This window comes from Chlamydia sp. 04-14, from assembly GCF_036632095.1.
Lineage (GTDB): Bacteria > Chlamydiota > Chlamydiia > Chlamydiales > Chlamydiaceae > Chlamydia.
Genome location: NZ_JAPYKW010000001.1, coordinates 40536 through 64230, shown reverse-complemented (window position 1 = coordinate 64230; position 23695 = coordinate 40536). Strand labels below are relative to the sequence as shown.

Here is a 23695-nt window from a genome sequence, read left to right as displayed (position 1 = left end):
AAATATGCAGCTTTTGTTTCTTTTGTCTTATTTTTTCTTGTTCTTGCCGAGTCTTTGGTTATGAGTTACATATTCCTTTCAGGATATTTTTGAGATCGATTTGATAAGATAGATTTTTTTGAATCTACGTTCGATTGTTGCTAAATAAATCAGCTCTTTCTATAGATTGTGGATACCATGGGAAGACTGTTACGTTATAGCTGCTGTTTATGCAGCGTAGTATTTATTTGCTATTTTTCATCTTGTTTAACTACTGTAGCTCAAGAAGCTGCACGTTGTCCTGATTGTGAGAGTTTTAGAAAAGCTGTTACTCGCTCAGATCAGTTACCAGAAAATATCCAAGAATCTGGAAATGGCTGTTATCTTACGGGGTATGTACAAGCTCTCGTAGATATGCATTTTTTAGATAGCTGTACTCAGGTAGTTGTTGAAGATAACGTTGCTTATGTATTTTCCCTTCCTGTGGATACAGTCCTTTCCAATGCGATTGTAGATTTCATTAAAGATTTACCCTGCATCACTGCTGTCGAGATTTGTGATAGTTCATATCAAGAATGTTACAATCGTTATAGAGAGGGTTGTCCTGTATTGCCAAAGCAGAAAGCTTTAGGAACGGAGATTGTCTGTGGTAAAGAGGGCGTGTGGTTGCCGCAAAATACTATACTTTTCGCTCCGTTAATTGCTGATCCCCGTCAGGTAACAAATAGCGCCGGAATTCGTTTTAACGAGAAGGTCATCGGAAATCGCGTGGGTTCTGCTATTTTTGGTGGGGATTTTATTCTCCTACGTCTTTTCGATATTTCTAGATTTCATGGGGATTTAGATATTGGTCTTCAAGGTGGTGTCTTTTCTGTTTTTGATTTAGATCATCCTGATTCGTGCATGGTAAACTCTGACTTTTTCGTCGCGGGTCTACTAGGATTTGCTGTAGATAAATGGAGTTTCCGTTTGCGCCTTTGGCATCTTTCCTCACATTTAGGGGACGAGTTTCTTTTGGCTCATCCGAATTTTCCAAGATTTAATCTTAGTGATGAGGGAATCGATTTCTTTGCTTCTTTACGCTATAATGCGCAGCTGCGTCTTTATGGAGGTCTAGGCTATATTATCAGTCGAGATCTGACATTTCCTGAGCGCCCTTTATACATAGAGGCAGGAGCAGAATTACGTCCTTTTGGATTGCGAGAAGGAAATTTACACGCACAACCTATTTTTGCTATGCACTTTCGTTTTTGGGAAGAGCAGCGTTTTGGTATAGATCAAACCTATATTTTAGGTATGGAATGGTCAAAATTTCGTGATGTAGGCAGGAAAATCCGTGCGTTTGTTGAGTACCACCAGGGATTTTCTAAAGAAGGTCAATTTGTGCGAGAGCCGTGTAATTACTACGGCTTTCGCTTAACCTACGGCTTCTAAATCACACCTCTAAGAATCCATCAGGATAGGGAGGGTATTCCGGTCCTATAGGTAATGTATTATTGAGATATCTTCTGAAAATCTCGATTCCCGCCTGAGGAGTAGAAATACAGAATATGCAATTACTTACCCATTCTGAACCGCGATTTGTTCCTGCTTTGCAGTTGCTTTGATATGCAGGGGTAACCTTTTCTCTCCAATAGGATGCCGGCCCGATTAGGAATATAGGAACAGGAGGTTTCTTTCCTGTTTTTATACTGATGAGTTCAAGAGAAAATTCAAAGTCTGTTCCCATGCCTCCGGTAACAAATAGAGCAAGGTCTACATGAAAGTGTTCTTGACGTTGGATTAAAGAAGAGAGCCGGTAGGTCATTTTTGCTTGTGTATAAGGATTTGCAGCTTGGTGTGCTCCTGGAGATTGCTCAAAATCTACAGTATTACCACAAGAGAGAAGATTTAGTTCTGTAGCGACTTCATTCCCTATGGCCATAGCTCCTGGGCCGCCTCCCGTCATAATTGCTAAGGGAGTTTTTGGAGGGAATCCAGGAATAGGCAGAGCCTGGGTAAGATCGTGTATTCCTTTTAAAAATGCACGGAGATCTTCTTTATAACCTTCTGAAACGATACAAGAGCCATGAATACCAATAAAATAGGCAGAACGAAACTCTTGAACACGTTGAGTAGGAACAAACATTCCTGAATCTTTCCCACCACGTTTTACATATTGTAAAACGCGTTTAGAGACTTTATCTACCCAGAATGTAGAGATCCCTGCAAAGTATAAGTCCATAAGTAATGAACGGTCATGTTCAGAGAAATATTCTCCATAGGTATAGGAGGGTATTTGGAAATAGATTTGCTTTAGATAATAATTTACATGGTAAGAAAGTAACATACCTTTGAGACAGGCAGAAGGAAAGTATCTGGAGAAAAGTACTCCTTGACTTGTGATGTGTCCTGTTTCCATAGCTTGGAGGAAAGGAAAGCAGGGTTGTTCTTCTATGTATTCTTGCAGATTTGTAGGATAGGGTTCTGTTTTATCATACAAGGATTTCGCAGAACCGACTAACCAAGAATTTTGTGATAGTTCTGAAATTTCACTACCTTTAGAGATGAAGGTTGCGGCTTTTTCTTGGGTGCCTGGTGTAGTTTCAAAAATGTCAAAAATACATGGTTCAGATTCTAGAGAGGATTTTAGTAGATCACGATAACAGAAAAAAGAGTGTTCTTTATAGGGCTCAATAGTGAAAAATTCTAAAGGAATTGTTTCTACAGGGACAGAACTTGTTCCATAAAACTCGTAAATATCTCCAGACTCTTGTGTCGTGGGTTCTAAAATATTTGCTGCAGTATGTTTTACTCCTTCAGGAAGAAGAGAGTCTACAACGCGAGCAAACACCGTGCGAATATGCAACGGTTCAGTTTTTATAAGTAGTATACGGTCACGCAGGGGTAATTTTTCACGATCCACTTTATGTTGGTACAGAGAAAGGAAATTTCTTATTCTCATATTGGGTTGACCTAATGCTTTTCCTATTAGAGGTAGTAGGCCGTAAATTTTATGATCATAGTGAATCACTCCAGGAAGGGTAGGAAGAGAGACGACAAGACGATCATCGATAACGTCTAAAGAAATTAGGTGTTCTAATTTTTTGCCAAAACATAATAAAGGCATGCCTGATTTATCCGTATGTTTCAGCATTCTCTCTAGGTATTGTGGAGAGCGCACTAGTCTACGATCATCAGAAGAAAATAATTTCGCAATGTAATCTCCAGGTTCTAATAGGGTAAGCATAACGGAGGCTACGGGATCGTGACTGCTAATTTGTAGTAATAGACGGGCTCGGGAGCATTCTTTACTGAGCTCAGCTTCTTTGATCTTGGCATCTACGCCTAACTGTGCCAGTGAGCTTTTTAGATTGAGATGTAAGCAGTGCTGAGGTAAATGAAAACCCAAGAAGTACTCGGGGATATTTAGTATTTCTATTTCTCCTTCATAGACATTCGGCGAAAGCATGCGCAAAGGAGAGGTTAGATACCCATCAGGAGAAGTCGCATCATGGTTCCTGTGGAATAAATTATACATGTATCCTCCAAAAAAATCGGCTTTTCTAGCTCGAAGGTTTTGTTTTAGATGAAAAAGATTTTTAAGAAAACGGAAAGAAACGTCTTTGCGATTGAGAATTATTTTTCTCTGGATACAATGGAGGGTTTTTAAAAAGGATGGAAAATATGCGAATTCCAAGAAGCGTTGGTACACACGACGGTTCTTTTCATGCTGATGAGGTCACAGCGTGTGCATTGCTTATTTTGTTTGATCTTGTTGATGAAGGGAAGATCATCCGTACGCGAAATCCTGAGAAACTCGCAGAATGTGAATATGTGTGTGATGTTGGCGGAATTTATTCTGTAGATCAGAAAAGATTTGATCATCACCAAGTATCCTATGAAGGATCTTGGAGTAGCGCAGGCATGATATTAGATTATCTTAAAGAGCAAAGGCTTATCGATTTAGAAGAATATCATTTTCTAAATCAAACCTTGATTCATGGTGTTGATGAACAAGATAACGGAAGATTCTTTTCAAAAGAAGGCTTCTGTTCTTTTTCCGATATTATTAAAATATATAATCCTGAAGAAGGCAGGAATTCTTCAGATGCAGATTTCTTCTTCGCATTAAAATTTGCTATAGATTTACTGAAGCGCTTGAGAAATAAATTCCGTTACGATCGCATGTGTAGAGATGTTGTCAGATCTGCTATGGAAAAAGATGAATTCTGTTTATTTTTTGATCGTCCTTTAGCGTGGCAGGAGAATTTCTTTTTTTTAGGCGGAGAACAACATCCCGCAGCATTTGTGTGTTTCCCAGCCTGCGATCAATGGATTCTTAGGGGAATCCCTCCAACCTTAGATAGACGGATGGAAGTTCGTGTACCATTCCCAGAAAGCTGGGCAGGGCTTCTTGGTAGGGATCTTGAAAAGGTAAGTGGTATTCCTGGAGCAATTTTTTGTCATAAGGGTCTATTTTTATCTGTTTGGGATAACAAGGAACATTGTCAACGCGCCCTGCAATTGGTACTAGAAAATCGAGGATTAGTATGACCATTTTTGAAAAAATTATCGAAGGCTCAATAGAGTGCGAAAAAGTTTTTGAAAATGAGAATTTTATAGCTATTAAAGATCGTTTTCCCCAGGCTGCTGTTCACTTATTAATCATTCCTAAGAAGCACATCGAAAGAGTGCAAGATATGCAAGAGGAGGATCTTCCCTTGCTTGCTGAGGCGGGGAAGATTATTCAGCAATTAGCAGAAGCTTTTGGTATTGCTGATGGATATCGTGTCGTGATCAATAATGGTATCGAAGGGGGGCAGAGCGTATTCCATTTACATATTCATCTTTTAGGTGGAAGCTCTTTAGGGGCTATTGCTTAATTTTCCTCTGTTTATTTACACATGTGGCAGAAGGATCGCAGTCTTTACGCCAACATTTGCTCATTCATGATTTTCCTGAAGCTATCAAGGAAGCTAAGATTCTTTTGTCTTCTTGCGAGTGCACGCTTCCCGAAATACGTCTTGCTTTGAAAGCCTTCGCACAAGGGAAGGATTATGCAACTTGGAGCCAAGAATTTAATAAGTGTTGTCAACACTATCCACAGCTTGCTAAAGATCGCGATACGTTAGAAGATTTCGCTCAACAGATTCTCTGTGATGGCATCTCACATCCTTCGATGACAGTTCGTGCTGTCAGTATTCTTGCTATAGGGCTCGCTAGAGACTTTCGTTTAGTTCCCTTGGTATTATCTAGTCTTTCTGATGATAGTGTTGTGGTGCGCACATTAGCTTTGCAGGTCGTCTTGCAATATGGAACACAGAGTTTAAAAGATGCTGTTTATAAGATTGCTCGTCATGATGAATCCATGCAGGTGCGGATAACGGCATATCAGATTGCTGCAATGTTAGACATTGAGGAGTTGTTGCCCTATCTTCAAGAACGAGCAAATAATAAGCTTATTGATGGTGAGGAGCGTCGGGAAGCGTGGAAAGCATCTTTGATGCTTACCCCGCAACTGCTCACAGGATCTAAAGTAAAAGAAGATATGGACCAAGCACTATTTGCCTGTGAGCTTTTGCGTCACGAAGGAGATGGAAAAGATGAAGATGTCCTCTTAGATTTGTTATCTATTCAGTATCCTGAAATACAGGAAACAGCACTGCGTGCGGCTTTAGCTTGTGGGCGTAGGGTAAGCTGCGAATCAAGGAAAATTGCTGACCAAGTGCGCCATATTGCGCAAACTTCGCCATTTCCTAAAGTTCGTTTGCAAGCAGCAGCAATATTGTACCTTCAGGGAGATCCTTTAGGAGAGGAACTTTTAGTTAAAGGTTTGCAATCTCCTTTTGTTTCTATTTGTGAAGCAGCTTCTGCTGCGGTGTGTTCCTTAGGGATACGCGGAAAAGATCTTGCTAATAACTACCTGCATATTGTCACCTCTAGAAAAGCAGCAGCAAATCTTGCGATTTTACTTCTTGTTAGCCGTACAAATATAGAAAAGGCAGGAGATGTCATTGCTGATTTTATCTGTGATCCTGAAATGTGCTGGGCTATAGAACAATTTCTTTGGGATTCACAATGGAATCCTAAAAGCGCTGCTCTCCCTCTATATTTTGATATGGTAAAGAGGGAAATTAGTAGAAAGCTGATACGTTTATTGGCGGTGGCAAAATATAGTAATGTAAAGAAAGTTACAGAAGATTTTCTTTCCAACCGTCAGCAGCAAGGATGGAGTTTTTTTTCAGGAGTATTTTGGGAAGAAGGAGATGAACAATCTGCACAAGTATGGACAGCAGATAAGAGTTTTTCTTCTAAATTAGAGTCCACATTAGCTGCATTATGTCAGAAAAAAAATAACGAGTCGTTATATAAAGCCAAGGGTCTTTATCCTAAAAGTCGATGGCAAGATAAACTCGCTATTTTAGAAGGTATAGCGTTTTCTGAGAACACAGAAGCTGTGGATTTTCTTCTAGAATGCTGTTATCATGAAACCCCTTCGCTACGCAGCGCGGCGGCAGGGGCTTTATTTGCTTTATTTAAGTAGATCTGTTTCCGTCAGCTTGACTAGATTATCCAAAGGATTAGAAGGATCGCTAGCTACAGTATCTAGATTTTCTTTATACTTTTGTAACTCTTCAATCAATGAAGATAGAGCACTATCGCACTCTTCTTTAGAAAATAAAGATTTACACTGTTTTTCTAGAGCTTCTAAAAAACCATCTACAAGATGAATAATATTATAAATAAATTTTTTTAAATAAATTCCAGAATTCTTTTTAATGTTTTTATTCTTCATAAATTAATTTTAATTTGTTTCTTTCTTCTTTTATTTAAAATAATAAAGATTTTTTTCTATATTTTTTAATATACAAAGAGAATCTATAAGTTTTTATAGATTTTTAAGAGTAATTGTTTTACATTTATATGAAAGTCTAAAGCGCTAGGATTTTTAGATATGCAAACATCGTCTTTTTCTTTGAAAATGCTTCGCGCTTCTTTATTTTCTTTAAGCTTTCGGTATTCCGGTCGCTATCTCCATCGAATCTAAACTGTTTTTTAAAGTAATTTTTTTGCTGAAGATTTGTATTGTTTCTGTCCTATTTTGACAGTTGCTCTTCGGCCTATTTATTTTTTACAGTTGAGAGTTTCGAAATGAATTTTGGATTATTTTTAGGTTGTTTGCTTGGAGTTCAAGCTTTTTGTTTATTTGTAGGTCGTAGAGGTAGTTCTACGGTTCAAGATCGTGAGGGATATTTCCTAGCAGGAAGAAGTTTAAAAACGTTTTCATTAACAATGACATTTATTGCTACCCAAATTGGTGGCGGAGTTTTATTGGGTGCTGCTGAAGAAGCTGCGCGTTATGGTTACATGGTGATCTTGTACCCTTTAGGAGTGGCTTTAGGATTAATACTACTTGGTGTTGGTCCCGGAAGGAAATTGGCTTCAGGATCTATTGTCACTGTTGTGACACTTTTTGAAAGTGTTTATAAGTCAAAAAAGCTACGCACAATAGCCTTTCTTCTTTCGGCACTATCCTTATTTTTTATTCTTGTGGCACAGATTGTTGCTTTAGATAAACTGTTCAGTGTTTTTACTTATGGTAAGTATCTAACAGCTATTTTTTGGATTACATTAGTGTTTTACACATCCACAGGAGGATTTCGAGGAGTAGTAAGAACAGATATCATTCAAGCAATTTTCCTTCTTATTGCTGTGATTACTTGCGCTATTTCTGTTTGGTATGGCTCTTCTGAGTTTACCCCCATACTTTCTAACTCTACATTCGAGCCTTTACCAACGAGTAAGCTTCCAGGATGGATTTTCATGCCCATGGTATTCATGATTGTTGAACAAGATATGGCACAACGTTGTGTAGCAGCATCATCACCACGACGTTTGCAATGGGCAGCAATATTTGCAGGGATTGTAATTCTTTTATTCAACTTTATCCCTTTATTTTTAGGATCTTTAGGAGCAAGACTTGGTATTGCTCAGGGTTGCGTGCTTATTGATACTGTAGCCTATATTAGTGGTCCATCACTAGCAGCTGTTATGGCAGCTGCAATTGGTGTAGCAATACTTTCTACAGCAGATTCATTGATCAGTGCTGTTGCACAGCTTGTCAGTGAAGAGGTCCCTAAGATATCTTCGATAAACTATCGTTATTTAATTTGTGTTATTGCTGTGTTAGCGCCTCTTACCGCTATGGGCTTTAGTAATATCGTAGATTTGCTGATATTAAGTTATAGCCTTTCAGTATGTTGTCTTTCCGTCCCGATAGGTGCAGCCCTTCTCACACGTTATCAAGCTAGTTCTGCAGCAGCTTGGGCAGCGGTTCTTATAGGCGGAGGCGTATATAGTTGTGGATATTTCATCACCATCCCTTTCTCTAGAGATTTGATTTCCTGGTTATGTTCATTGCTAGCATTTGTCTTTGTTGAAATTTTCTATGTATATAGTAGAAAGCTTTCGGAGGGGAAAGCTTAGTCTTTTTCTAGATAGATCTTAATTTGATCTTGCGAATAAGAATATTCTCTGAGTTCACCTTCTTGTTTTTCAACAAGAAGGTGAGTTTCATTAATTAGGTTATCTTACATCAGAATTCGGGAGTTGTTTTAAGCTAGAAAGAAGATCTATAAGAGAGGATAAGAAGGCTTGGAACAAAGGTTCATCGGGATGGTCGGGGATGCCTCTGAGTAATTTTCTACAATAGTAAATCAGCCAGTATAAAGCGTAAAATAGACATTGTAAAAGATAGAGTTTGCATGTTTGTGTTACCATATACCTCCATGAAGAAAATACTCTTATTTCTTCATTGTTGTTTGGCAATCAATAGTTAAAACAAACAAAATTTTTCAATTCAATTATTTAAAAATCTAAATTTTTCTTTTAAAATAGATTTAATATTATCGATTTCAATTTAAATTGTTTTTAAAAATTAATTCTATTTAATTATAAGCAGGGCTAGGTTAGGTAGATCTTTTCTAAAGATTGAATAGGGGATGAGAGGATTTTTTTTAATTCTCAATATTTTGGTACATAGTATCAGCGTATTCTTCTCTTATAGAGGAGAATAGAGCCGTAAGTTCTTTGGGAGTGATATGCTGTTTCCCATCACAAAGAGCTTTTTCTGGACATTCATGCATTTCTATCATTAATCCATTAGCACCCACAGCCATAGCAGCTTTTGCAAGAGGCACTACTAATGAGTGTTTTCCTGCAGCGTGAGAGGGATCAACAATTACTGGAAGAGGACAAATCTCTTTAAGTAGGGCAACGGTATTGAGATCTAGTGTGTAACGTGTGGACATTTCAAAAGTACGTATACCGCGCTCACAAAGAATTACTCCGGGACATGTCGGAGAGTTGAGGAGATATTCAGCTGAGGATAGCCATTCTTCTATGGTTGCAGAGGGGTGACGTTTGAGGATAATTGGGCGGTGACTTTGGCTAGCTTCTTGAAGTAAAACAAAATTTTGCATATTCCTTGCCCCTATACGAAGAATATCCACATTTTCTGCTGTGATCTCTATATCTCGGACGTCTAAAACTTCCGTTTCTGTGAGTAATCCATGAATACGCTGAGCTTCTTTATGCCAGATAACTCTTTCTTTTTCCCACCCTTGGAAGGTGTAAGGGCTCGTTCTAGGTTTCCTTATTGATCCTCGCAATACGGTAGCACCCGCTGCCTTAGCAGTAAGGCCTATGGCTACTGTGTGTTCATAACTTTCTAGTGTGCATGGACCTGCAATGAGGAGAGGGTTGCCCTCCCCTACGGATATTTCCGAAGATAGGGGAAGAATGGTATTTGGATCTTTAGGGGATCGTTTTAGTGTGTGAGGTAGAGGATAGGTGGTCGTAAGAATAAGAAAGCTTCCCTTAATTTATGATTGATTCTATGGATTTCCAGTATTTCCTACTCTTGTAGTATCGTTAGGATCTTTTGGTAATAAACAGTTGTAATGGTTGTCAGCACGCAGAACAAAAATCTGTGCTTGTTGTTCTGGGGTGAGGCCTCCCTGGAAGAACCCGTAGCTATTTGCCAGCGGTGTCAATTGGCGTACAGTTTGTGTTAAACTTCCATCTGCTAAATATTGACAGAGTGCTAGAGAGCCTAAAGCGGAAGAAATAGCCGAAATATGCTCATCTTCTGCTTGGGTATTTACTGAGTTAAACATACGCATAAGATCTCGAAGGTCCATATTGCTCAGGTCATGGATGAAGGATTGAGATGCTTCTGGGTATGCATTTCCTCGGCGTACTAACGAAAATAGGAAGGCTCTTTGCAAATTATTATAGGTGGTTATTTTCTCAAAGTTTGCCCAGAACAATACAACCCAGCGATCAAAGTTGTCCACAATACTCGTTTTAATTCGGGTTGTTTGCTCAGTAATATAAGCAGTTAATCTGGTTGTCAATTCTGTATTATTATCTAAAATCTGAGGATGTGTATTCAAGAAGCTATAGAGTAAGATGTCCGAACTAAGTGTTTGACTGAACGGTCTGTTAGCATTTTGAGGAGTGGTTTTATGCCCTACTATATCTAGATGCTGAATAAAGTTTTCCCATAGCTCAGGATAGTTTGTCTGTACATCTTGAAGTAAGGCGGAGGTTTTTGCTGGATTCCCCAAATCCATAGTTTGGAAGAAATCGTTTCTCATGCTTTGGCAAAGAGAAAGAGCTGTAGGGTCTCTAACTAGGAAAGATAGAGTTGCTTCAATAGTTTGAGTATTAACGTCATTTCCAAATACAGGACCAGACCAGCAGAAGGTTCCGAAAATACTTCCTCCTGTAGATAAAACGCGATGAGAATTCGTATTCTTTCGCAACGCTTGTTGTAGATGCGGGTGATAAAGCAACATAATTTGCTTTGCAGCATTTTCTGTAGCTTGATTTTGAAGTAAGGAAGGGTATTGCAATAGGAAGAAGAACATCTTTATTCCCTCTGCATATACCTTATCTTGAGAGTTTGCTGAAGCTTCTAGTTCTGATCCCGCAAATATTGGGGATGCGCTCATTTCAAGATATGATGTTCCTAAACTCTCACTTTGGTTAATGTAATCCAAAATAGTGTCTAAAGTAGTTCTTAACTGTGCTTCAGGAAGAGTTTGCGGCGTAACTTGCATTAATTTAGCAATGATTCTATAGGTGAAACCTAATTGTACAATGGTTCCTGAAGACTTGAATCCATCACAGAGAGCAAGGGCAGTCTCAATCAGACTTCCAGCCTGTTTCTGAGACCAGCAGGCTTGCAACTTTGCGTTAAGTGCTGCAGCTTTTTCTCCGTGCCATCCTAAAAATTCTGTTAGGGTTTGATTATCTCCCAAAAGGCTTGTAAATACGGTTTTCGCTTGTCTTAGGAAGTCAGAACATAGATTGTTATTTGCTGCACACGAAGGATGAGAAAGAAGGAAAGAAAAAAGAATTAGCTGTGTAGGTAGCTGAATGTCGGGTCTTGTTGCAGCAATAGCGCGAGAGAATTTCTGGTAGTGTCCTTGAATTTCTTGAGGGAAATTTTGTATTATGGGTGCAATATCTGCTTCAGTTAAATTTCCAGCAACTAAGACGGTAGACATGGTATCCATAAGCTTATTTAATGATGCTTGAAATTGCGCGGCTGTCTGCTGTTGTTCCTGGGGTAGTTGTTGAATATCTTGATCATTGAGTAGGAATTGCGATAGGAACTCTAAAGCAAGTTCTCCCTGTTTTGCAGCTTCTATAACCGGCAATGTATTGCCGCGGAAGATATGATTTAAAATAGGACTAGATGGTTCTACTTGGATAATCTTCCTTAAAGAATCCGCTAACAACTCTGGAGCTTCTGTCATCTGACTTAAGATTACAGCACGAACGTTTTCTTCTCCTCCCATACTTGTTATACGGTTTTCATCCATGGTGAAAAGAGCAAGATTTTTTAAATAAGAAATAGCCACGGGCGTATGCAAAGGAGAAAGAAGAATATGATCGTAAAGATCCTTGAAACTTTGATAGCCTTGGCATGAGTGAATAATTCGAGCCATTTGCTCGGATAACAAGCGGTTCCTTATTGATGATTGCGCAAAAGGTAGCCCTAAAATACGTTGAGCCTCGTTTTCGAATGCTTGAGGATTGGCAGATCGGTTTAAAGAACATATCCAGCCTATATAGAAAGAACGGTAGAAACAGTTCCCGTCTCCTGGGACATCGACAAGATAATAGTTGGCATCTAAGTGCTTTAATTGATTTAACAATAGATGAGCGACTTGGGTATTTTCAGCCTGAGGACTTGCTTGGTCTTCCTTTATAATGTCTGCCCAATTTTTCATTATATTTGCGAAGTTCGATTTAATGCGTTTAGGATATGTAGCTACGAATAGGGGGTTAAGAATTTGCGCTGGTGTGATAGTTAAACGCGCGCTATTCGGAGCTAACCCTTGTTCATTAAAATTAGCCATAGCTTCTAAGGATTTTCGGTCTACACCCGGAGGTAAGACCCCTAGCCTTTGCGTGCGATCTAAAATCTCGCTTAAAGTAGGCAACCCTTTTACCGGTCGGGGAGTTGTCGGCGCTGGTATTGTTGGAAGAGGGTCCGCGGGTGGAATCGTAGGAGGTGTTGTGTCTACCGGCTGTGGTATCGTTGGAGGCGTAGTGGGTTGAGTTGGTGCTTGTATTGCTGGAAGAGAGTCCGCTGGTGGAACTGTAGGAGGCTGCGTGGTATCTGTTGGCTGCAGTGTGGGAGGAAGATCCAGAGAAGCTTTCGTAATGGGTGCTGGAGCAGGTGGTGTTGTGTCTGCTGGCTGTGGTATCGTTGGAGGTGTAGCGGGTTGAGTTGGTGCTTGTATTGCTGGAAGAGAGTCCGCTGGTGGAACTGTAGGAGGCGTTGTCTCTACTGGTTGTGGAGGAGGTGTTGGCCCTCTCCTTGGAGAGGTAGGGGAGGCTCCCGGAGATTGTGTTGGGGATTGCTGTGGTTGCACAGGAATAACGGGTGTAGTGATCTCTTCTATTGCATGGTGTGAGCAATAGTGAAAAAGCAAAAGAAGGCCTAAGGTAATAATATGCAGCAATACATAGGCTACCAGACGCAGGGCCCTGATACACAAAGGATCTTGTGGATTGGTTTGTAAATGATAAAGATTATTTCTTCCTGGAGGAGGGCAGGAAGGAGGAGTGGAGGATGGTGAGCTCATAATTGAATTTTTTTATATAACTACATACTTACTCGCTATCGATGTCAATTAATTTAAAAGCATATTCGAGTTTGATGATTTATTATTCTCTATGTAAAGTATAGCATATTTTTAGTTATTCTAGCATAGTTTTTATGAAACAGTTTACTTTTTGCCTCCGAGCCTTGTTTTGTGTATTTTGTTTACTCTTAGTGGGTTGCAGTTCTTCTACTGAGAGGGATAAAATTTGGATAGTAGGGACGAATGCAACCTACCCACCTTTTGAATTTATCGATGAAAACGGCAAGGTTGTGGGTTTTGATATGGATCTAGCCGAAGCTATTAGCAAAAGGCTAGATAAGCAATTGAAAGTCATGGAATTCTCTTTTGACGCATTAATCCTAAATTTGAAAAAACACCGTATAGATGCCATTTTAGCGGGAATGTCGATTACCAGATCGCGTCAAAAAGAAATTGCTATGATTCCTTATCATGGAGAGGGTGTTTGTGAGTTGACCATTGTGTCCAAACAACCCATAGGGAAAGAAGATGTTCTTCCACTATCTAGATATTCCTCAGTTGCCGTACAAACAGGAACTTTCCATGAAGACTACCTATTATCTTTACCTGGGGTTTGTGTGCGTTCTTTCGACAGTACTTTAGAAGTGCTGATGGAAGTTGGTTGTAAAAAATCTCCCGTAGCTGTTCTTGAACCTTCGGTTGCTCGTGTAGTATTGAAAGAGTTCCCTGACTTATATACGACAACTATAGATCTTCCTGAAGATTGGTGGGTTTTAGGTTGTGGCTTAGGAATTGCGAAAGATCGTCCTGAACACGTAAAGGAAGTCCAAAAGGTTTTGGATGAGCTACAAGCAGACGGAACCATTCGTGAGCTAGAAAAGAAATGGGGTTTGGATCAAAAAAACTTTTAACGTTTTTTGTTAAGAAGAATCTTCGGTTTAGAAGATTCTTCTTATCTATCTTTTAAATAGTAATTTTCTTTTTAAATTTATATTCTGATTTTTATTTCTTAAGTTTCTTATCTTATATAAAATTAATTCGTATATTTTTATAAACTCTTATAATTTGATCTTTTCTGTTCTTTTTGTTATTTTTTCTTCCTGATTATTTTAAGGGGCTGTGTATGTTTGGTTCCTTCCCGTGTTATCCTGGTTTCAAGGATAGCGCTCAGTATGCTAACACGCATTTTTACTGTTCTTCTTGTGAGAGTGTTGTGCAACCCAGTGAGGTTTCTGTCCTTGTCGTGGGTGGTGATGGTCATCCTAGTGGTGTGGCTCCTATTTTGCGGTGTAAAGAACATCCGATTAAGGGGACATATTCTTCAGGGCCTTTGACAACATTGTGGGGGTTGCATCCTAAAGATGCCGATGCTATTGCTGTTCGTGAGCAAATGCGCAATGTATGTTTTCGAGTGCGTAATCTAGATATCTGCTCTTTATTGAGTTTTCTTGGGGGAGGAGTGTTATTTCTCTCAGGAATTATTCTTGGTGTGATTGTTTCCTCCCCTGTAATCCCTGGTTTACATCATTGGTGTTTCCCAGCCATTTTATTAGGTGTTGGCTTAATCCTATGTTTAGTTGGAGCCATTCTTAATTATTTTTCACGGGCGCGTGTAAGGGAATGGCTAAGCCTTTCAAAAGATTATACAGAACGTTGTGAACTTGTTCATGTTCAAGATGGTACAGAAAAGTATGTTGTGCTTACAGATTTTCCCCCATCATGTCATTTGTTGGATCCTATATTAGCTAACAATTCTCTTCCTCCTCCAGCGATTCCTCTACCTATTTCTGAATCTGCTTCTTCTTTTTCTTAATTTTCTAGACAGCTACAATTTTATTTTTTGCCAATATGCTGAGGATTGTCTGTGGAGAAAGAGATTAAGGGAGATTTTTCATCAGGTAAATTAACCTTTTTAGGATCAGGAAATCCCGAAGGGATTCCCGTTGCCTTTTGTTCCTGTGAGATTTGTGCAGGAAAACAAGTACGACGCTTGCGTTCTTCAGTGCTTATTGAGTGGGCAGGGAAGAATTTTCTTATTGATGTTGGTCCAGATTTTCGACAACAGATGTTAGAAAATAACATTCAAAAACTCGATGGGGTACTCCTTACCCACCCTCATTACGATCATATTGGAGGTATTGACGATTTGCGTGTTTGGTATGTGGTGCATCAACGTTCCCTTCCTGTTGTCCTTTCCGCATACACTTATAAATATCTCTGTAAGTCTCGTGAGTATATTGTTTTCCCCCAAGGTGGCGATGCCACTCTTTCCGCTTCTTTAGATTTCACTATTTTAAATGAAGCCTATGGTGAGAATACATTTTTAGATCTTCCCTATACTTACGTTTCCTATTATCAGAAATCTTGTGAGGTTATGGGATACCGTTTTGGAAATCTCGCGTATCTTACCGATATGAATAGATATGATCAGGAAATTTTCAGTTATCTTTCTGGTGTAGAAACTTTAATTTTATCAGCTTCTCCTAGTCAGCCTCCTCCAGCTTTTTACGGACGTGGACATGCACATTTTACTATGAGTCAGGCGGAAGATTTTGCGTCTTATGTAGGAGCGAAGAAATTAATAATCACGCATATTAGTCATAATTTACAAAAAGAGCTCGCAGATTATTCTGATAAGGTGTGTGCTTATGATGGTATGGAAGTTTCCTGGTCTTTATAAGGATAGATAATGAAAAAAAAGCCTAAAGAAGAGAAAAAGAGTCGTGAGAGCGCTTTAGGATGGCGTTTTTCTCTTCCTAGAGAAGAGCAAGATCCTTCTCAAGCTTTAGCAGTTTCCTGTTATACAGGAAAAGCTGATCAAAAAAATGTCCAGGAACATAGTGATGAGTTAGTTTCTCTCGCTGAATCTTGTGATATCACAGTTTTAGATACGCATTCGTGGATTTTACGTATGCCTTCATCTTCAACATACTTAAATGAGGGTAAGCTTTTAGAAATAGAAGAGATTCTAAAGGAATTTCCTACTATTGGCACATTGATAATTGATGAAGAGATCACAGCTTCACAGCAGAGAAATCTGGAAAAACGTTTAGGTCTTGTTGTCTTAGATCGTACAGAGTTGATACTAGAGATCTTCGCTAGTCGTGCTTTTACAGCAGAAGCAGGACTTCAAGTAGAGTTAGCACGTGCGCGTTATCTTCTTCCTCGGTTAAAAAGAATGTGGGGTCACTTATCACGTCAAAAATCAGGAGGTAGTAGCGGCGGAGGGTTTGTTAAAGGAGAGGGAGAGAAACAAATCGAACTCGATAGAAGGATGATTCGTGAAAGAATTCACAAATTAACTTCCGATCTTAAAACCGTAGAAAAGCAAAGGAAAGAGCGTCGTAAGGCTAAGGAAAAACGCGGAATTCCTTCGTTTGCTTTGATTGGTTATACCAACTCTGGAAAGAGCACGTTATTGAATCTTTTAACATCTGCAGAAACCTATGCAGAAGACAAACTATTTGCTACTCTAGATCCTAAAACTCGTAGATGTATTCTTCCCAGCGGGCAGCGTGTTCTCGTTACAGATACAGTAGGATTTATCCGTAAATTACCCCACACTCTTGTTGCAGCATTTAAAAGCACTTTAGAAGCTGCTTTACATGAAGATGTTTTACTTCATGTTGTCGATGCTTCACATCCCCTAGCTTTTGAGCATATAGAAACAACGAAAGCAATATTACAAGAATTGGGAATTGATCATCCTAAAATTATTACAGTATTGAATAAGATCGATGAGCTTCCTGATGGTAAAGCATCCACGAAGCTTCGTTTATTATCCCCACGTGCTGTGTTAGTTTCTGCAAAAACAGGAGAAGGGATTCAAAATCTTCTTGAAGTAATGACAGATATTATTACCGAAGGATGCCCCGAAGTAACATTAAAATTTTCTTATAAAGACTATGGGAAATTTACCGAGCTTTATGATGCAGGATTAGTACTTTCACATCGTTGTAAAGATGATATTTTAATTGTAGAGAGTTATTTACCAAAAGAATTGGAGAAGAAGTACCAACCGTTTATTTCTCGTTCTTCTCAAAAGAAAAAAGAAGATTAGATTTTTCTAGGAAGTTTTTTACAGGCTAATAAGAAAAAGAGAATCTTTGATTAGTGAGTAAAAGTAGGGATACTTTAGAATACTGTTTTCTTATTTTTTTCAGATCTCACTAGAAACTTATGACAGTTGTAGAAGTAAAGGGAACGTTTAAGCTTGTTTGTTTAGGATGTCGTGTAAATCAATATGAAATTCAAAGTTATCGAGATCAGCTGAATTTCTTAGGCTATCGCGAAATTACCGATCCTGAGGTGCCTTGTGACCTATGTATTGTCAATACGTGTGCTGTTACAGGATCTGCAGAGAGTTCAGGACGTCATGCTGTACGTCAAGTTTGTAGACAGAATCCCGATGCTTTCTTAGTCGTTACAGGCTGTTTAGGAGAAGCTGATAAAGAATTTTTTAATTCTTTAGAAAGGCAATGCCTTCTTGTGTCCAATAAGGAAAAACATCAATTAATGGAGAAGATTTTCCCTTCTATTCAAGATCTTCCTGAGTTTCGTATTCGTAGTTTTGAGGGGAAATCTCGAGCTTTCATTAAAGTTCAGGATGGGTGCAATTCCTTTTGTTCGTATTGTATTATTCCTTATTTGCGTGGTAGATCACGTTCACGACCTATTCAGGAAATCCTTGAGGAGATTTCTGGATTAGTTTCTCAGGGGTACCGAGAAGTTGTAATTGCTGGAATTAACGTTGGTGATTATCAAGATGAGGGAAAGTCTTTAGCACATCTTATCCGTCAGGTAGACGAGATTGAAGGTATAGAAAGAATACGGATTTCTTCTATAGATCCCGAAGATGTTCAGGAAGATCTTAGAGATATTTTGCTTTCAGGAAGACATACATGCCATTCTTCGCATCTCGTTTTGCAATCGGGATCTAATGCGATTTTAAAACGCATGAATCGCAAATATTCAAGAAGTGATTTTTTAGATTGTGTAGATGCTTTACGTTCTGTGGATCCTAAATATGCTTTCACGACAGATGTCATTGTCGGCTTTCCGGGTGAGACAGATCAGGATTTTGAAGATACCCTACGGATTATTGAAGATGTGGGTTTTATCAAAGTACATATTTTCCCTTTCAGTCCTAGAGAACGAACAAAGGCTTACACGTTTTCTTCTCAACTACCCCAGTCTGTAATTAATGAAAGAAAGAAGCACCTTGCTCGTGTGGCAAAAGAAGTTGCCCATAAGGAGATGGCGCAGCGTATTGGAGAAACGCTTTCTGTACTTGTTGAAAGAATTGATGAGGGGATAGCCTACGGTCATTCTCCATATTTTGATATGGTAGGCTTTCCTGCAGATCGTAATGTAGCTGTGAATACGTTAATAGATGTATGTATAGATGCTGTCGAAGAAGATGTACTTAAAGGAAAACGTGTATGATTAAAATAACTCAGAGTTTTAAGCCTTATACGTTGATCCCAGGAACATTTATGCCTATTCCAGGATCTGAGCTTTATGCTCAGATATTCCCTACGTTATGGCGTGTATTTTCAGCTTCTCATGAACTTCTTAATGAAGGTTACGTAGACGCTCAGGGACCTTTAAAACGCTTTGCTGTTTTCCAAGATTTGCATCGTGGAGGTTTAACTGTTGCTTCTGAGCAGTATAAATACTACATTCTTCCTTCCGGGGAAAAGGTAGATTCTTTGAAAGGGCATCTACCCTGTGCAGATTCCGCAGAACCCCTACTTTCTTTAGGGGTATATAAACACGCAGATCTACATAAGATTCGCTATCGCAGGGATCTAAAAGAGGTTCTTCCTTTATTGCTACGACTTAGTTCTCTTACTCCCGCTTCTTCAAGAGGTGAGGAGTATTTAAAGAAGGGAAGTGGGATCTTATTCGTTGATGCTTATGAAAAGATTCAAGCAAGAAAGAAGATGGAGATCTATTCAGCATTATCTTCTTTATATCTCGCAGGGTTTTCTGAGAATCTTTTGCCCAGGGTATACGATACTGAATATCAGGGAATTCTTAATGAGCTTCCTGAAAAAACTATACGCGAGAATATTCCTTTTGCATTGCTTGTCTATAGCATGGCTATGCTGCGTGATCTCTTTATTTTTCGTGATCGAGAAATTGTAGAAATCCTTCCCTCCTTACCTCCAGAGTTTCCCTGTGGGAGGTTCGTCAATGTGTATCTTCAGGGAATAGGAAAGTTCTCTTTGGAGTGGAGTAAAAAGACAATCCGTCGTGTTTGTTTGTATGCTCAGGAAGCAACGCCTCTACTTTTAGGTTTCTCTCCAGAATTATCTCATTGTCGTTTACGACAATGGGAAAAGAAGCAGCTAGTAAATTCTTCTAAGATTTGCTTAGGAGAAAGTATGGAGATAAAAGCAGGAACTACGTATTTATGGGATTGTTTCCATAAGTAAGATAGTTTCCTGATGGTCGAGAGGATTTTAAATTCTGAAGATATTTCCTTATTAATTTCTGGCAGGCAAAGTAATCCTCATAAGTTTCTAGGGATTATTTCTGAAAGTTCTTCACAAGATAGAATCATTCTTTTTCGACCTGGAGCACATTCTGTAGCTGTGGAGCTTCAAGGAAATATCGAGCATGCTACACATCATCATTCAGGAATATTTTCTCTAGCTACTCCTAAGGGGACTCTCCCTCATGATTATCGTATTTATCATCAAAATGGCTTATTAGCTCACGATCCCTATGCTTTTTCTCCTTTATGGGGAGAGATGGACTCCTTTTTATTTCATCAGGGTACACACTATAAAATTTATGAGCATATGGGAGCTATTCCTTGTGATGTTCGAGGAATTTCAGGAGTGCTTTTCGTTGTATGGGCTCCCCATGCACAACGTGTTTCTGTAATTGGAGATTTTAACTATTGGAATGGTTTGGTTAATCCTTTACGTAAGGTTTCTAATTCTGGAGTTTGGGAATTATTTATTCCTGGTCTTGATGAAGGAACGCTGTATAAGTGGGAAATTATTAGTCCTTCCGGAGAAATTCTTATCAAAACTGATCCTTACGGGAAAGGTTTTGATATCCCTCCCCAAGTTACATCACGAGTTGTAAATAGCGATCGCTATACATGGCACGATACAGAATGGATGGAAAGCCGTAGCAATGCAAAGGACCAACCTTTAGCTATTTACGAGGTGCATGTGGGCTCTTGGCAATGGGATGATGGTAGACCTCTAGGTTATCGAGAACTAGCGAAGAGATTGGCCCAATATTGTAAAGAAATGCACTATACGCATGTTGAGCTATTGCCAATTACGGAGCATCCTTTAAATGAGTCTTGGGGTTATCAGGTAACGGGATACTATGCACCTACGTGGCGGTATGGATCTTTCCAAGATTTTCAATTTTTTGTGGACCATCTCCATAGTGAGGGTATTGGCGTAATTTTAGATTGGGTGCCAGGTCATTTTCCTACAGATTCTTTTGCTTTAGCTTCTTTCGATGGGGAAGCTCTTTATGAATCGGTAGATCATAAAGAACCCTTACATCCCCATTGGCATACTTATACTTTCGATTATCGCTGTAGTGAGGTTGTGAACTTCCTTTTAGGAAGTGCTTTGTTTTGGCTAGATAAAATGCATATCGACGGTTTACGTGTGGATGCTGTGACCTCGATGCTATATTTAGACTATGGGAGAAAAGAAGGTGAGTGGTCCCCAAATATTTATGGGGGAAAAGAAAATCTTGATGCTATTGAATTTATTAAACATTTTAACTCTGTAGTGCATAGAGAATTTCCTGGAGTGTTGACGTTTGCCGAAGAGTCTACAGATTTTCCTAAGGTTACAGAATCCGTAAATTCTGGAGGTTTAGGATTTGATTATAAATGGAATTTAGGATGGATGCACGATACGTTTCGCTATATCAAAGTGGATCCTTTATTCCGTTCTTATCATCATAATGATCTGACATTTAGTCTATGGTATGCCTTTAATGAAAGATACCTTCTGCCTCTCTCTCACGATGAAGTTGTTCACGGTAAGGGAAGCCTATTACAAAAAATCTCCGGAGATACTTGGACAAAATTTGCCCATATGCGTTTGTTGCTAAGCTATCAATTATGTCAGCCAGGGAAAAAACTCGTATTTATGGGAGGGGAATTTGCCCAATGGAGAGAGTGGTCTCCCGATAGCCCTCTAGATTGGCATTTATTAGACAATCCTTATCACGCATCTTTGCATAAATGTGTAGCCAAGATGAACGCTTTATACTGTGATCTTCCCTACTTTTGGAAAGGAGATGGTAAACAAGAGTCTTTCCTCTGGGTAGATTTTAAAGATACCGAAAATAATGTAATTTCTTATTACAGGTTTTCAGGAGAGGATCGTAGTAGTGCATTACTCTGCATTCACCATTTTAGCTCAGGATATTTTCCTTCCTATGTTTTACACTGCCAAGGCATTAAAACATGTAAGTTGCTCTTTAATAGTGATGATATAAGTTTTGGTGGCTCAGGAAAAGGCAATCGCTTGCCTATACTCTGTATAGATCATGACTTTCCTTGGGGAATCGCTATAGAGCTTCCCCCTCTAGCAACTTTAATTTTTCAAGTTGTCTTTTCAAAATAAGACGTTTTTATTTTTTAATTATATTTAAATAATTTTCATTGATTTTGTTGCGTTTTATTTAATTAATTGGTCAATGTTTGATATCTGAATTTGTGATTATAATTAATTAACAACGAATTTTATTTTTTGTTTTTTAATTTATGTCAGTTTCTAAAGTTCCAGGCGATGATCATAGACGTTCCGGGCTTATAAGAGCGGGAGCTTCCCCTCAAGTATCTCAGGGTAATACGGTAGGTGCACACCTACACCGTCCTATGCGTATTGAAAATACAGCTATGGATAAGAGGAGATTTTCTCATTCTGTAGGGTTGCTAGCGGGATTGATGGTCTTTGCCTTAGCTATGGTTATCGTTGTTGTGGCTTTGACATGTTTAGCTCCTGGAGTTCCTCAAGGTATTGTATTAGCGTTAGCTTTATCTGGGGTATCTCTAGGTGGCTTTGCAGTTATGAAAAACGTGGTTAATAAGGTTCGGGATCTTTTCGCTCCTAAAATGTCAGAGAGGCAGAGGTTAAAAAGTGCTGCAGGTGTAGGGCTTGGATTTACTGGATTAGGATTGGCTATGAAAGTAGGTGCGAGTTTCATTCCTGGAGGGTACGGAGGTGTCGTCGGGAACCTGGGAGGAGCTGCGTATTCTAAAGGCAGCCAGTCGGGATTCGCAAGTATCACGCATTACATATATGTAAAGTTTTCCCGTTCTGAAAAAGCTGCTTCTGGAGAGCCTTTATCGCGTATAGAGATTATGCAAGAGGCTAAGAAGCTACATCGCATCAGCTTAAGTCTTTTAGTAATAGGTACTGGTTTTGTGATTTTGGGGGTAGCCCTTGCTATCGTGGGTACTATTCTTTTGGGGGGAGCACCTGCTACAGCTTTGATTGTTCTCGCTCCTCCTTTTATTTCTATAGGAATAGGATTAATTCTTCAGACGTTATTGCATAGTAGCATTGGGAAATGGAAGAGCTTTTTAGAAGCGCAAAAAGGTCAGATGCTTTTTGCCGATACAGGGTTAAAAAACATTCGTAATGAAGATATAGCTGTAAAAGAGCTTGTTGAAGAGCCGTTAGAAGAGATTTCTAGGAAAGAGATTGAGATAGAAGAAGAGAAGGTTTCTACCGTTGAGAATCCTGAAGAGATTTTCGAAAATAAGAGAATTACCGCTGAGGAAGTGGATAAACGTTTATCTCTAACTCCCAGACAAAAGGTGATATTTGCTTTATCTGTATTGCTCGTCCTTGCGGGGTTGGCTGCTGTCGTTGCTGCAGGATTTGCAGGATTGCCTGCATTGCAAGTACTTCTTATTGCTGCTGTAGGTTCTTCGGTTGCTTCTACAGTATTGCCTATGGCCTCTTCAGGTTTGGTTTATAATGTATTTCAATGTAAGTCCCGATTAAGCATTGCTAAACTGCGTTGGAAAGAGGCCAGGGCCAAATCAAAATTTGCAAAACGCATAGCCAATGCTTCGGATCTCCCTAAAGCAGATATTGATAAAGCTTGGCTACATGTTGGGAAAGATACGATTCTTGAAACTGATCGTGCTATTCGTGAAGAAATTACCGCTTTTGAAAAAGGTCGTGGTGTTAATAGTGTGATCGTTGCGGGAATTTTTATTGCTACAGGTGTCGGAGTCATGCTCCTTACTCTGATTCCTGCATTAGCTCCGATTATTGCCGGAGTATTGGCGATCGGTTCAACGTTAGTTACGATTGGAGCTGCTATGTATTTACAAAAGCTTACGGCATGGCTCTATGATCAGCTAGTTATGCTAAGAGAGCGTTTACGTTCACGAAGAACCTATCTAAATGATATTTCTGGAAAATTACAAATCTCTACAGAAGATCTCGTTGTTGATGCGAACTTTGATGATTTTGATCTTGAGGTTGGAGATGACGATGTGTTTGCCGATGCTTTCGAAGAATAAACTCTTGTCTGTTTGTGACTTGCGTTAAAAATAT

Annotated in this window: 18 protein-coding genes; 13 read left to right on the top strand and 5 right to left on the bottom strand. The window is 39.2% G+C overall.

Annotated elements, in window-relative coordinates:
- Positions 1–177 precede the first annotated feature (177 nt).
- Positions 178–1413, top strand: a complete 1236-nt coding sequence (locus O6937_RS00165; protein WP_213240425.1) for a DUF1207 domain-containing protein — start codon at positions 178–180, stop codon at positions 1411–1413.
- A 1-nt stretch (position 1414) separates the two neighbouring features.
- On the opposite strand, the gene O6937_RS00160 is transcribed toward O6937_RS00165, so the two are convergent.
- Positions 1415–3499, bottom strand: coding sequence for an LOG family protein (locus O6937_RS00160; RefSeq protein WP_213240427.1), 2085 nt, complete (start codon positions 3497–3499; stop codon positions 1415–1417).
- A gap of 146 nt (positions 3500–3645) precedes the next feature.
- Between O6937_RS00160 and O6937_RS00155 the strand changes: the two genes are divergently transcribed.
- The 3 genes from O6937_RS00155 to O6937_RS00145 are packed head-to-tail and all read left to right on the top strand — an operon-like array spanning position 3646 to position 6505.
- Entirely contained in the window at positions 3646–4515 is an 870-nt protein-coding gene (locus O6937_RS00155; protein WP_213240429.1) for an MYG1 family protein, read from the top strand.
- Positions 4512–4844 carry a histidine triad nucleotide-binding protein gene (locus O6937_RS00150; protein WP_213240431.1) on the top strand — a complete coding sequence of 111 codons (333 nt, stop codon included), beginning with the start codon at positions 4512–4514 and terminating at the stop codon, positions 4842–4844. The genes O6937_RS00155 and O6937_RS00150 overlap by 4 nt, the downstream gene beginning before the upstream one ends.
- A 23-nt stretch (positions 4845–4867) precedes the next feature.
- Positions 4868–6505, top strand: coding sequence for a HEAT repeat domain-containing protein (locus tag O6937_RS00145; RefSeq protein WP_213240433.1), 1638 nt, complete (start codon positions 4868–4870; stop codon positions 6503–6505).
- Here the strand turns inward: O6937_RS00145 and O6937_RS00140 are convergent.
- A complete protein-coding gene (locus O6937_RS00140; protein WP_213240435.1) occupies positions 6494–6757 on the bottom strand; it encodes a hypothetical protein in 264 nt (87 codons plus the stop codon). The two genes, O6937_RS00145 and O6937_RS00140, sit on opposite strands and share 12 nt — an antisense overlap.
- A 356-nt stretch (positions 6758–7113) precedes the next feature.
- Between O6937_RS00140 and O6937_RS00135 the strand changes: the two genes are divergently transcribed.
- On the top strand, positions 7114–8448 hold the full coding sequence (locus O6937_RS00135) for a sodium:solute symporter family protein (protein ID WP_213240437.1): 1335 nt from the start codon (positions 7114–7116) through the stop codon (positions 8446–8448).
- Between the two features lie 99 nt (positions 8449–8547).
- On the opposite strand, the gene O6937_RS00130 is transcribed toward O6937_RS00135, so the two are convergent.
- The 3 genes from O6937_RS00130 to O6937_RS00120 all read right to left on the bottom strand — a co-directional run bounded on the left by O6937_RS00130 (position 8548) and on the right by O6937_RS00120 (position 13127).
- Positions 8548–8742 (bottom strand): hypothetical protein, encoded by a 195-nt coding sequence (locus O6937_RS00130; protein WP_213240439.1) that lies wholly within the window; start codon positions 8740–8742, stop codon positions 8548–8550.
- A gap of 236 nt (positions 8743–8978) precedes the next feature.
- Complete coding sequence (gene aroF / locus O6937_RS00125) at positions 8979–9827, bottom strand: 3-deoxy-7-phosphoheptulonate synthase (protein WP_213242049.1); 849 nt, start codon at positions 9825–9827, stop codon at positions 8979–8981.
- Positions 9828–9857: 30 nt separating this feature from the next.
- Positions 9858–13127, bottom strand: coding sequence for a hypothetical protein (locus O6937_RS00120; protein WP_213240441.1), 3270 nt, complete (start codon positions 13125–13127; stop codon positions 9858–9860).
- Between the two features lie 134 nt (positions 13128–13261).
- Here O6937_RS00120 and O6937_RS00115 point away from each other — a divergent pair, with 134 nt between their 5' ends.
- The 8 genes from O6937_RS00115 (at position 13262) to O6937_RS00080 (ending at position 23661) form a co-directional block, all read left to right on the top strand.
- Entirely contained in the window at positions 13262–14038 is a 777-nt protein-coding gene (locus tag O6937_RS00115; protein WP_213240443.1) for a transporter substrate-binding domain-containing protein, read from the top strand.
- 212 nt (positions 14039–14250) lie between these two features.
- Positions 14251–14940: a hypothetical protein gene (locus O6937_RS00110; protein ID WP_213240445.1), complete on the top strand. Its 690-nt coding sequence runs from the start codon at positions 14251–14253 to the stop codon at positions 14938–14940.
- Between the two features lie 51 nt (positions 14941–14991).
- Complete coding sequence (locus O6937_RS00105) at positions 14992–15807, top strand: MBL fold metallo-hydrolase (protein ID WP_213240447.1); 816 nt, start codon at positions 14992–14994, stop codon at positions 15805–15807.
- Between the two features lie 9 nt (positions 15808–15816).
- Positions 15817–17187: a GTPase HflX gene (gene hflX, locus O6937_RS00100; protein ID WP_213240449.1), complete on the top strand. Its 1371-nt coding sequence runs from the start codon at positions 15817–15819 to the stop codon at positions 17185–17187.
- 119 nt (positions 17188–17306) lie between these two features.
- Positions 17307–18572: a tRNA (N(6)-L-threonylcarbamoyladenosine(37)-C(2))-methylthiotransferase MtaB gene (gene mtaB, locus O6937_RS00095; RefSeq protein ID WP_213240451.1), complete on the top strand. Its 1266-nt coding sequence runs from the start codon at positions 17307–17309 to the stop codon at positions 18570–18572.
- Positions 18569–19567: a hypothetical protein gene (locus O6937_RS00090; RefSeq protein WP_213240453.1), complete on the top strand. Its 999-nt coding sequence runs from the start codon at positions 18569–18571 to the stop codon at positions 19565–19567. Before mtaB ends, O6937_RS00090 begins: the two co-directional genes overlap by 4 nt.
- Before the next feature lie 12 nt (positions 19568–19579).
- The gene (gene glgB, locus O6937_RS00085; RefSeq protein WP_213240456.1) at positions 19580–21745 is read left to right on the top strand and encodes a 1,4-alpha-glucan branching protein GlgB; all 2166 of its coding nucleotides are present in this window, start codon (positions 19580–19582) and stop codon (positions 21743–21745) included.
- A gap of 140 nt (positions 21746–21885) precedes the next feature.
- Positions 21886–23661 carry a hypothetical protein gene (locus O6937_RS00080; RefSeq protein ID WP_213240458.1) on the top strand — a complete coding sequence of 592 codons (1776 nt, stop codon included), beginning with the start codon at positions 21886–21888 and terminating at the stop codon, positions 23659–23661.
- The last annotated feature ends 34 nt before the right edge of the window (positions 23662–23695 follow it).

Coding starts and splice junctions, on each gene's coding strand:
- O6937_RS00165 (WP_213240425.1), top strand. CDS start 178: ATGGGAAGACTGTTACGTTATAGCTGCTGTTTATGCAGCGTAGTATTT.
- O6937_RS00080 (WP_213240458.1), top strand. CDS start 21,886: ATGTCAGTTTCTAAAGTTCCAGGCGATGATCATAGACGTTCCGGGCTT.
- O6937_RS00160 (WP_213240427.1), bottom strand. CDS start 3,499: ATGTATAATTTATTCCACAGGAACCATGATGCGACTTCTCCTGATGGG.
- O6937_RS00155 (WP_213240429.1), top strand. CDS start 3,646: ATGCGAATTCCAAGAAGCGTTGGTACACACGACGGTTCTTTTCATGCT.
- O6937_RS00110 (WP_213240445.1), top strand. CDS start 14,251: ATGTTTGGTTCCTTCCCGTGTTATCCTGGTTTCAAGGATAGCGCTCAG.
- hflX (WP_213240449.1), top strand. CDS start 15,817: ATGAAAAAAAAGCCTAAAGAAGAGAAAAAGAGTCGTGAGAGCGCTTTA.
- O6937_RS00140 (WP_213240435.1), bottom strand. CDS start 6,757: ATGAAGAATAAAAACATTAAAAAGAATTCTGGAATTTATTTAAAAAAA.
- O6937_RS00120 (WP_213240441.1), bottom strand. CDS start 13,127: ATGAGCTCACCATCCTCCACTCCTCCTTCCTGCCCTCCTCCAGGAAGA.
- O6937_RS00115 (WP_213240443.1), top strand. CDS start 13,262: ATGAAACAGTTTACTTTTTGCCTCCGAGCCTTGTTTTGTGTATTTTGT.
- mtaB (WP_213240451.1), top strand. CDS start 17,307: ATGACAGTTGTAGAAGTAAAGGGAACGTTTAAGCTTGTTTGTTTAGGA.
- O6937_RS00130 (WP_213240439.1), bottom strand. CDS start 8,742: ATGGTAACACAAACATGCAAACTCTATCTTTTACAATGTCTATTTTAC.
- O6937_RS00135 (WP_213240437.1), top strand. CDS start 7,114: ATGAATTTTGGATTATTTTTAGGTTGTTTGCTTGGAGTTCAAGCTTTT.
- O6937_RS00150 (WP_213240431.1), top strand. CDS start 4,512: ATGACCATTTTTGAAAAAATTATCGAAGGCTCAATAGAGTGCGAAAAA.
- glgB (WP_213240456.1), top strand. CDS start 19,580: ATGGTCGAGAGGATTTTAAATTCTGAAGATATTTCCTTATTAATTTCT.
- O6937_RS00090 (WP_213240453.1), top strand. CDS start 18,569: ATGATTAAAATAACTCAGAGTTTTAAGCCTTATACGTTGATCCCAGGA.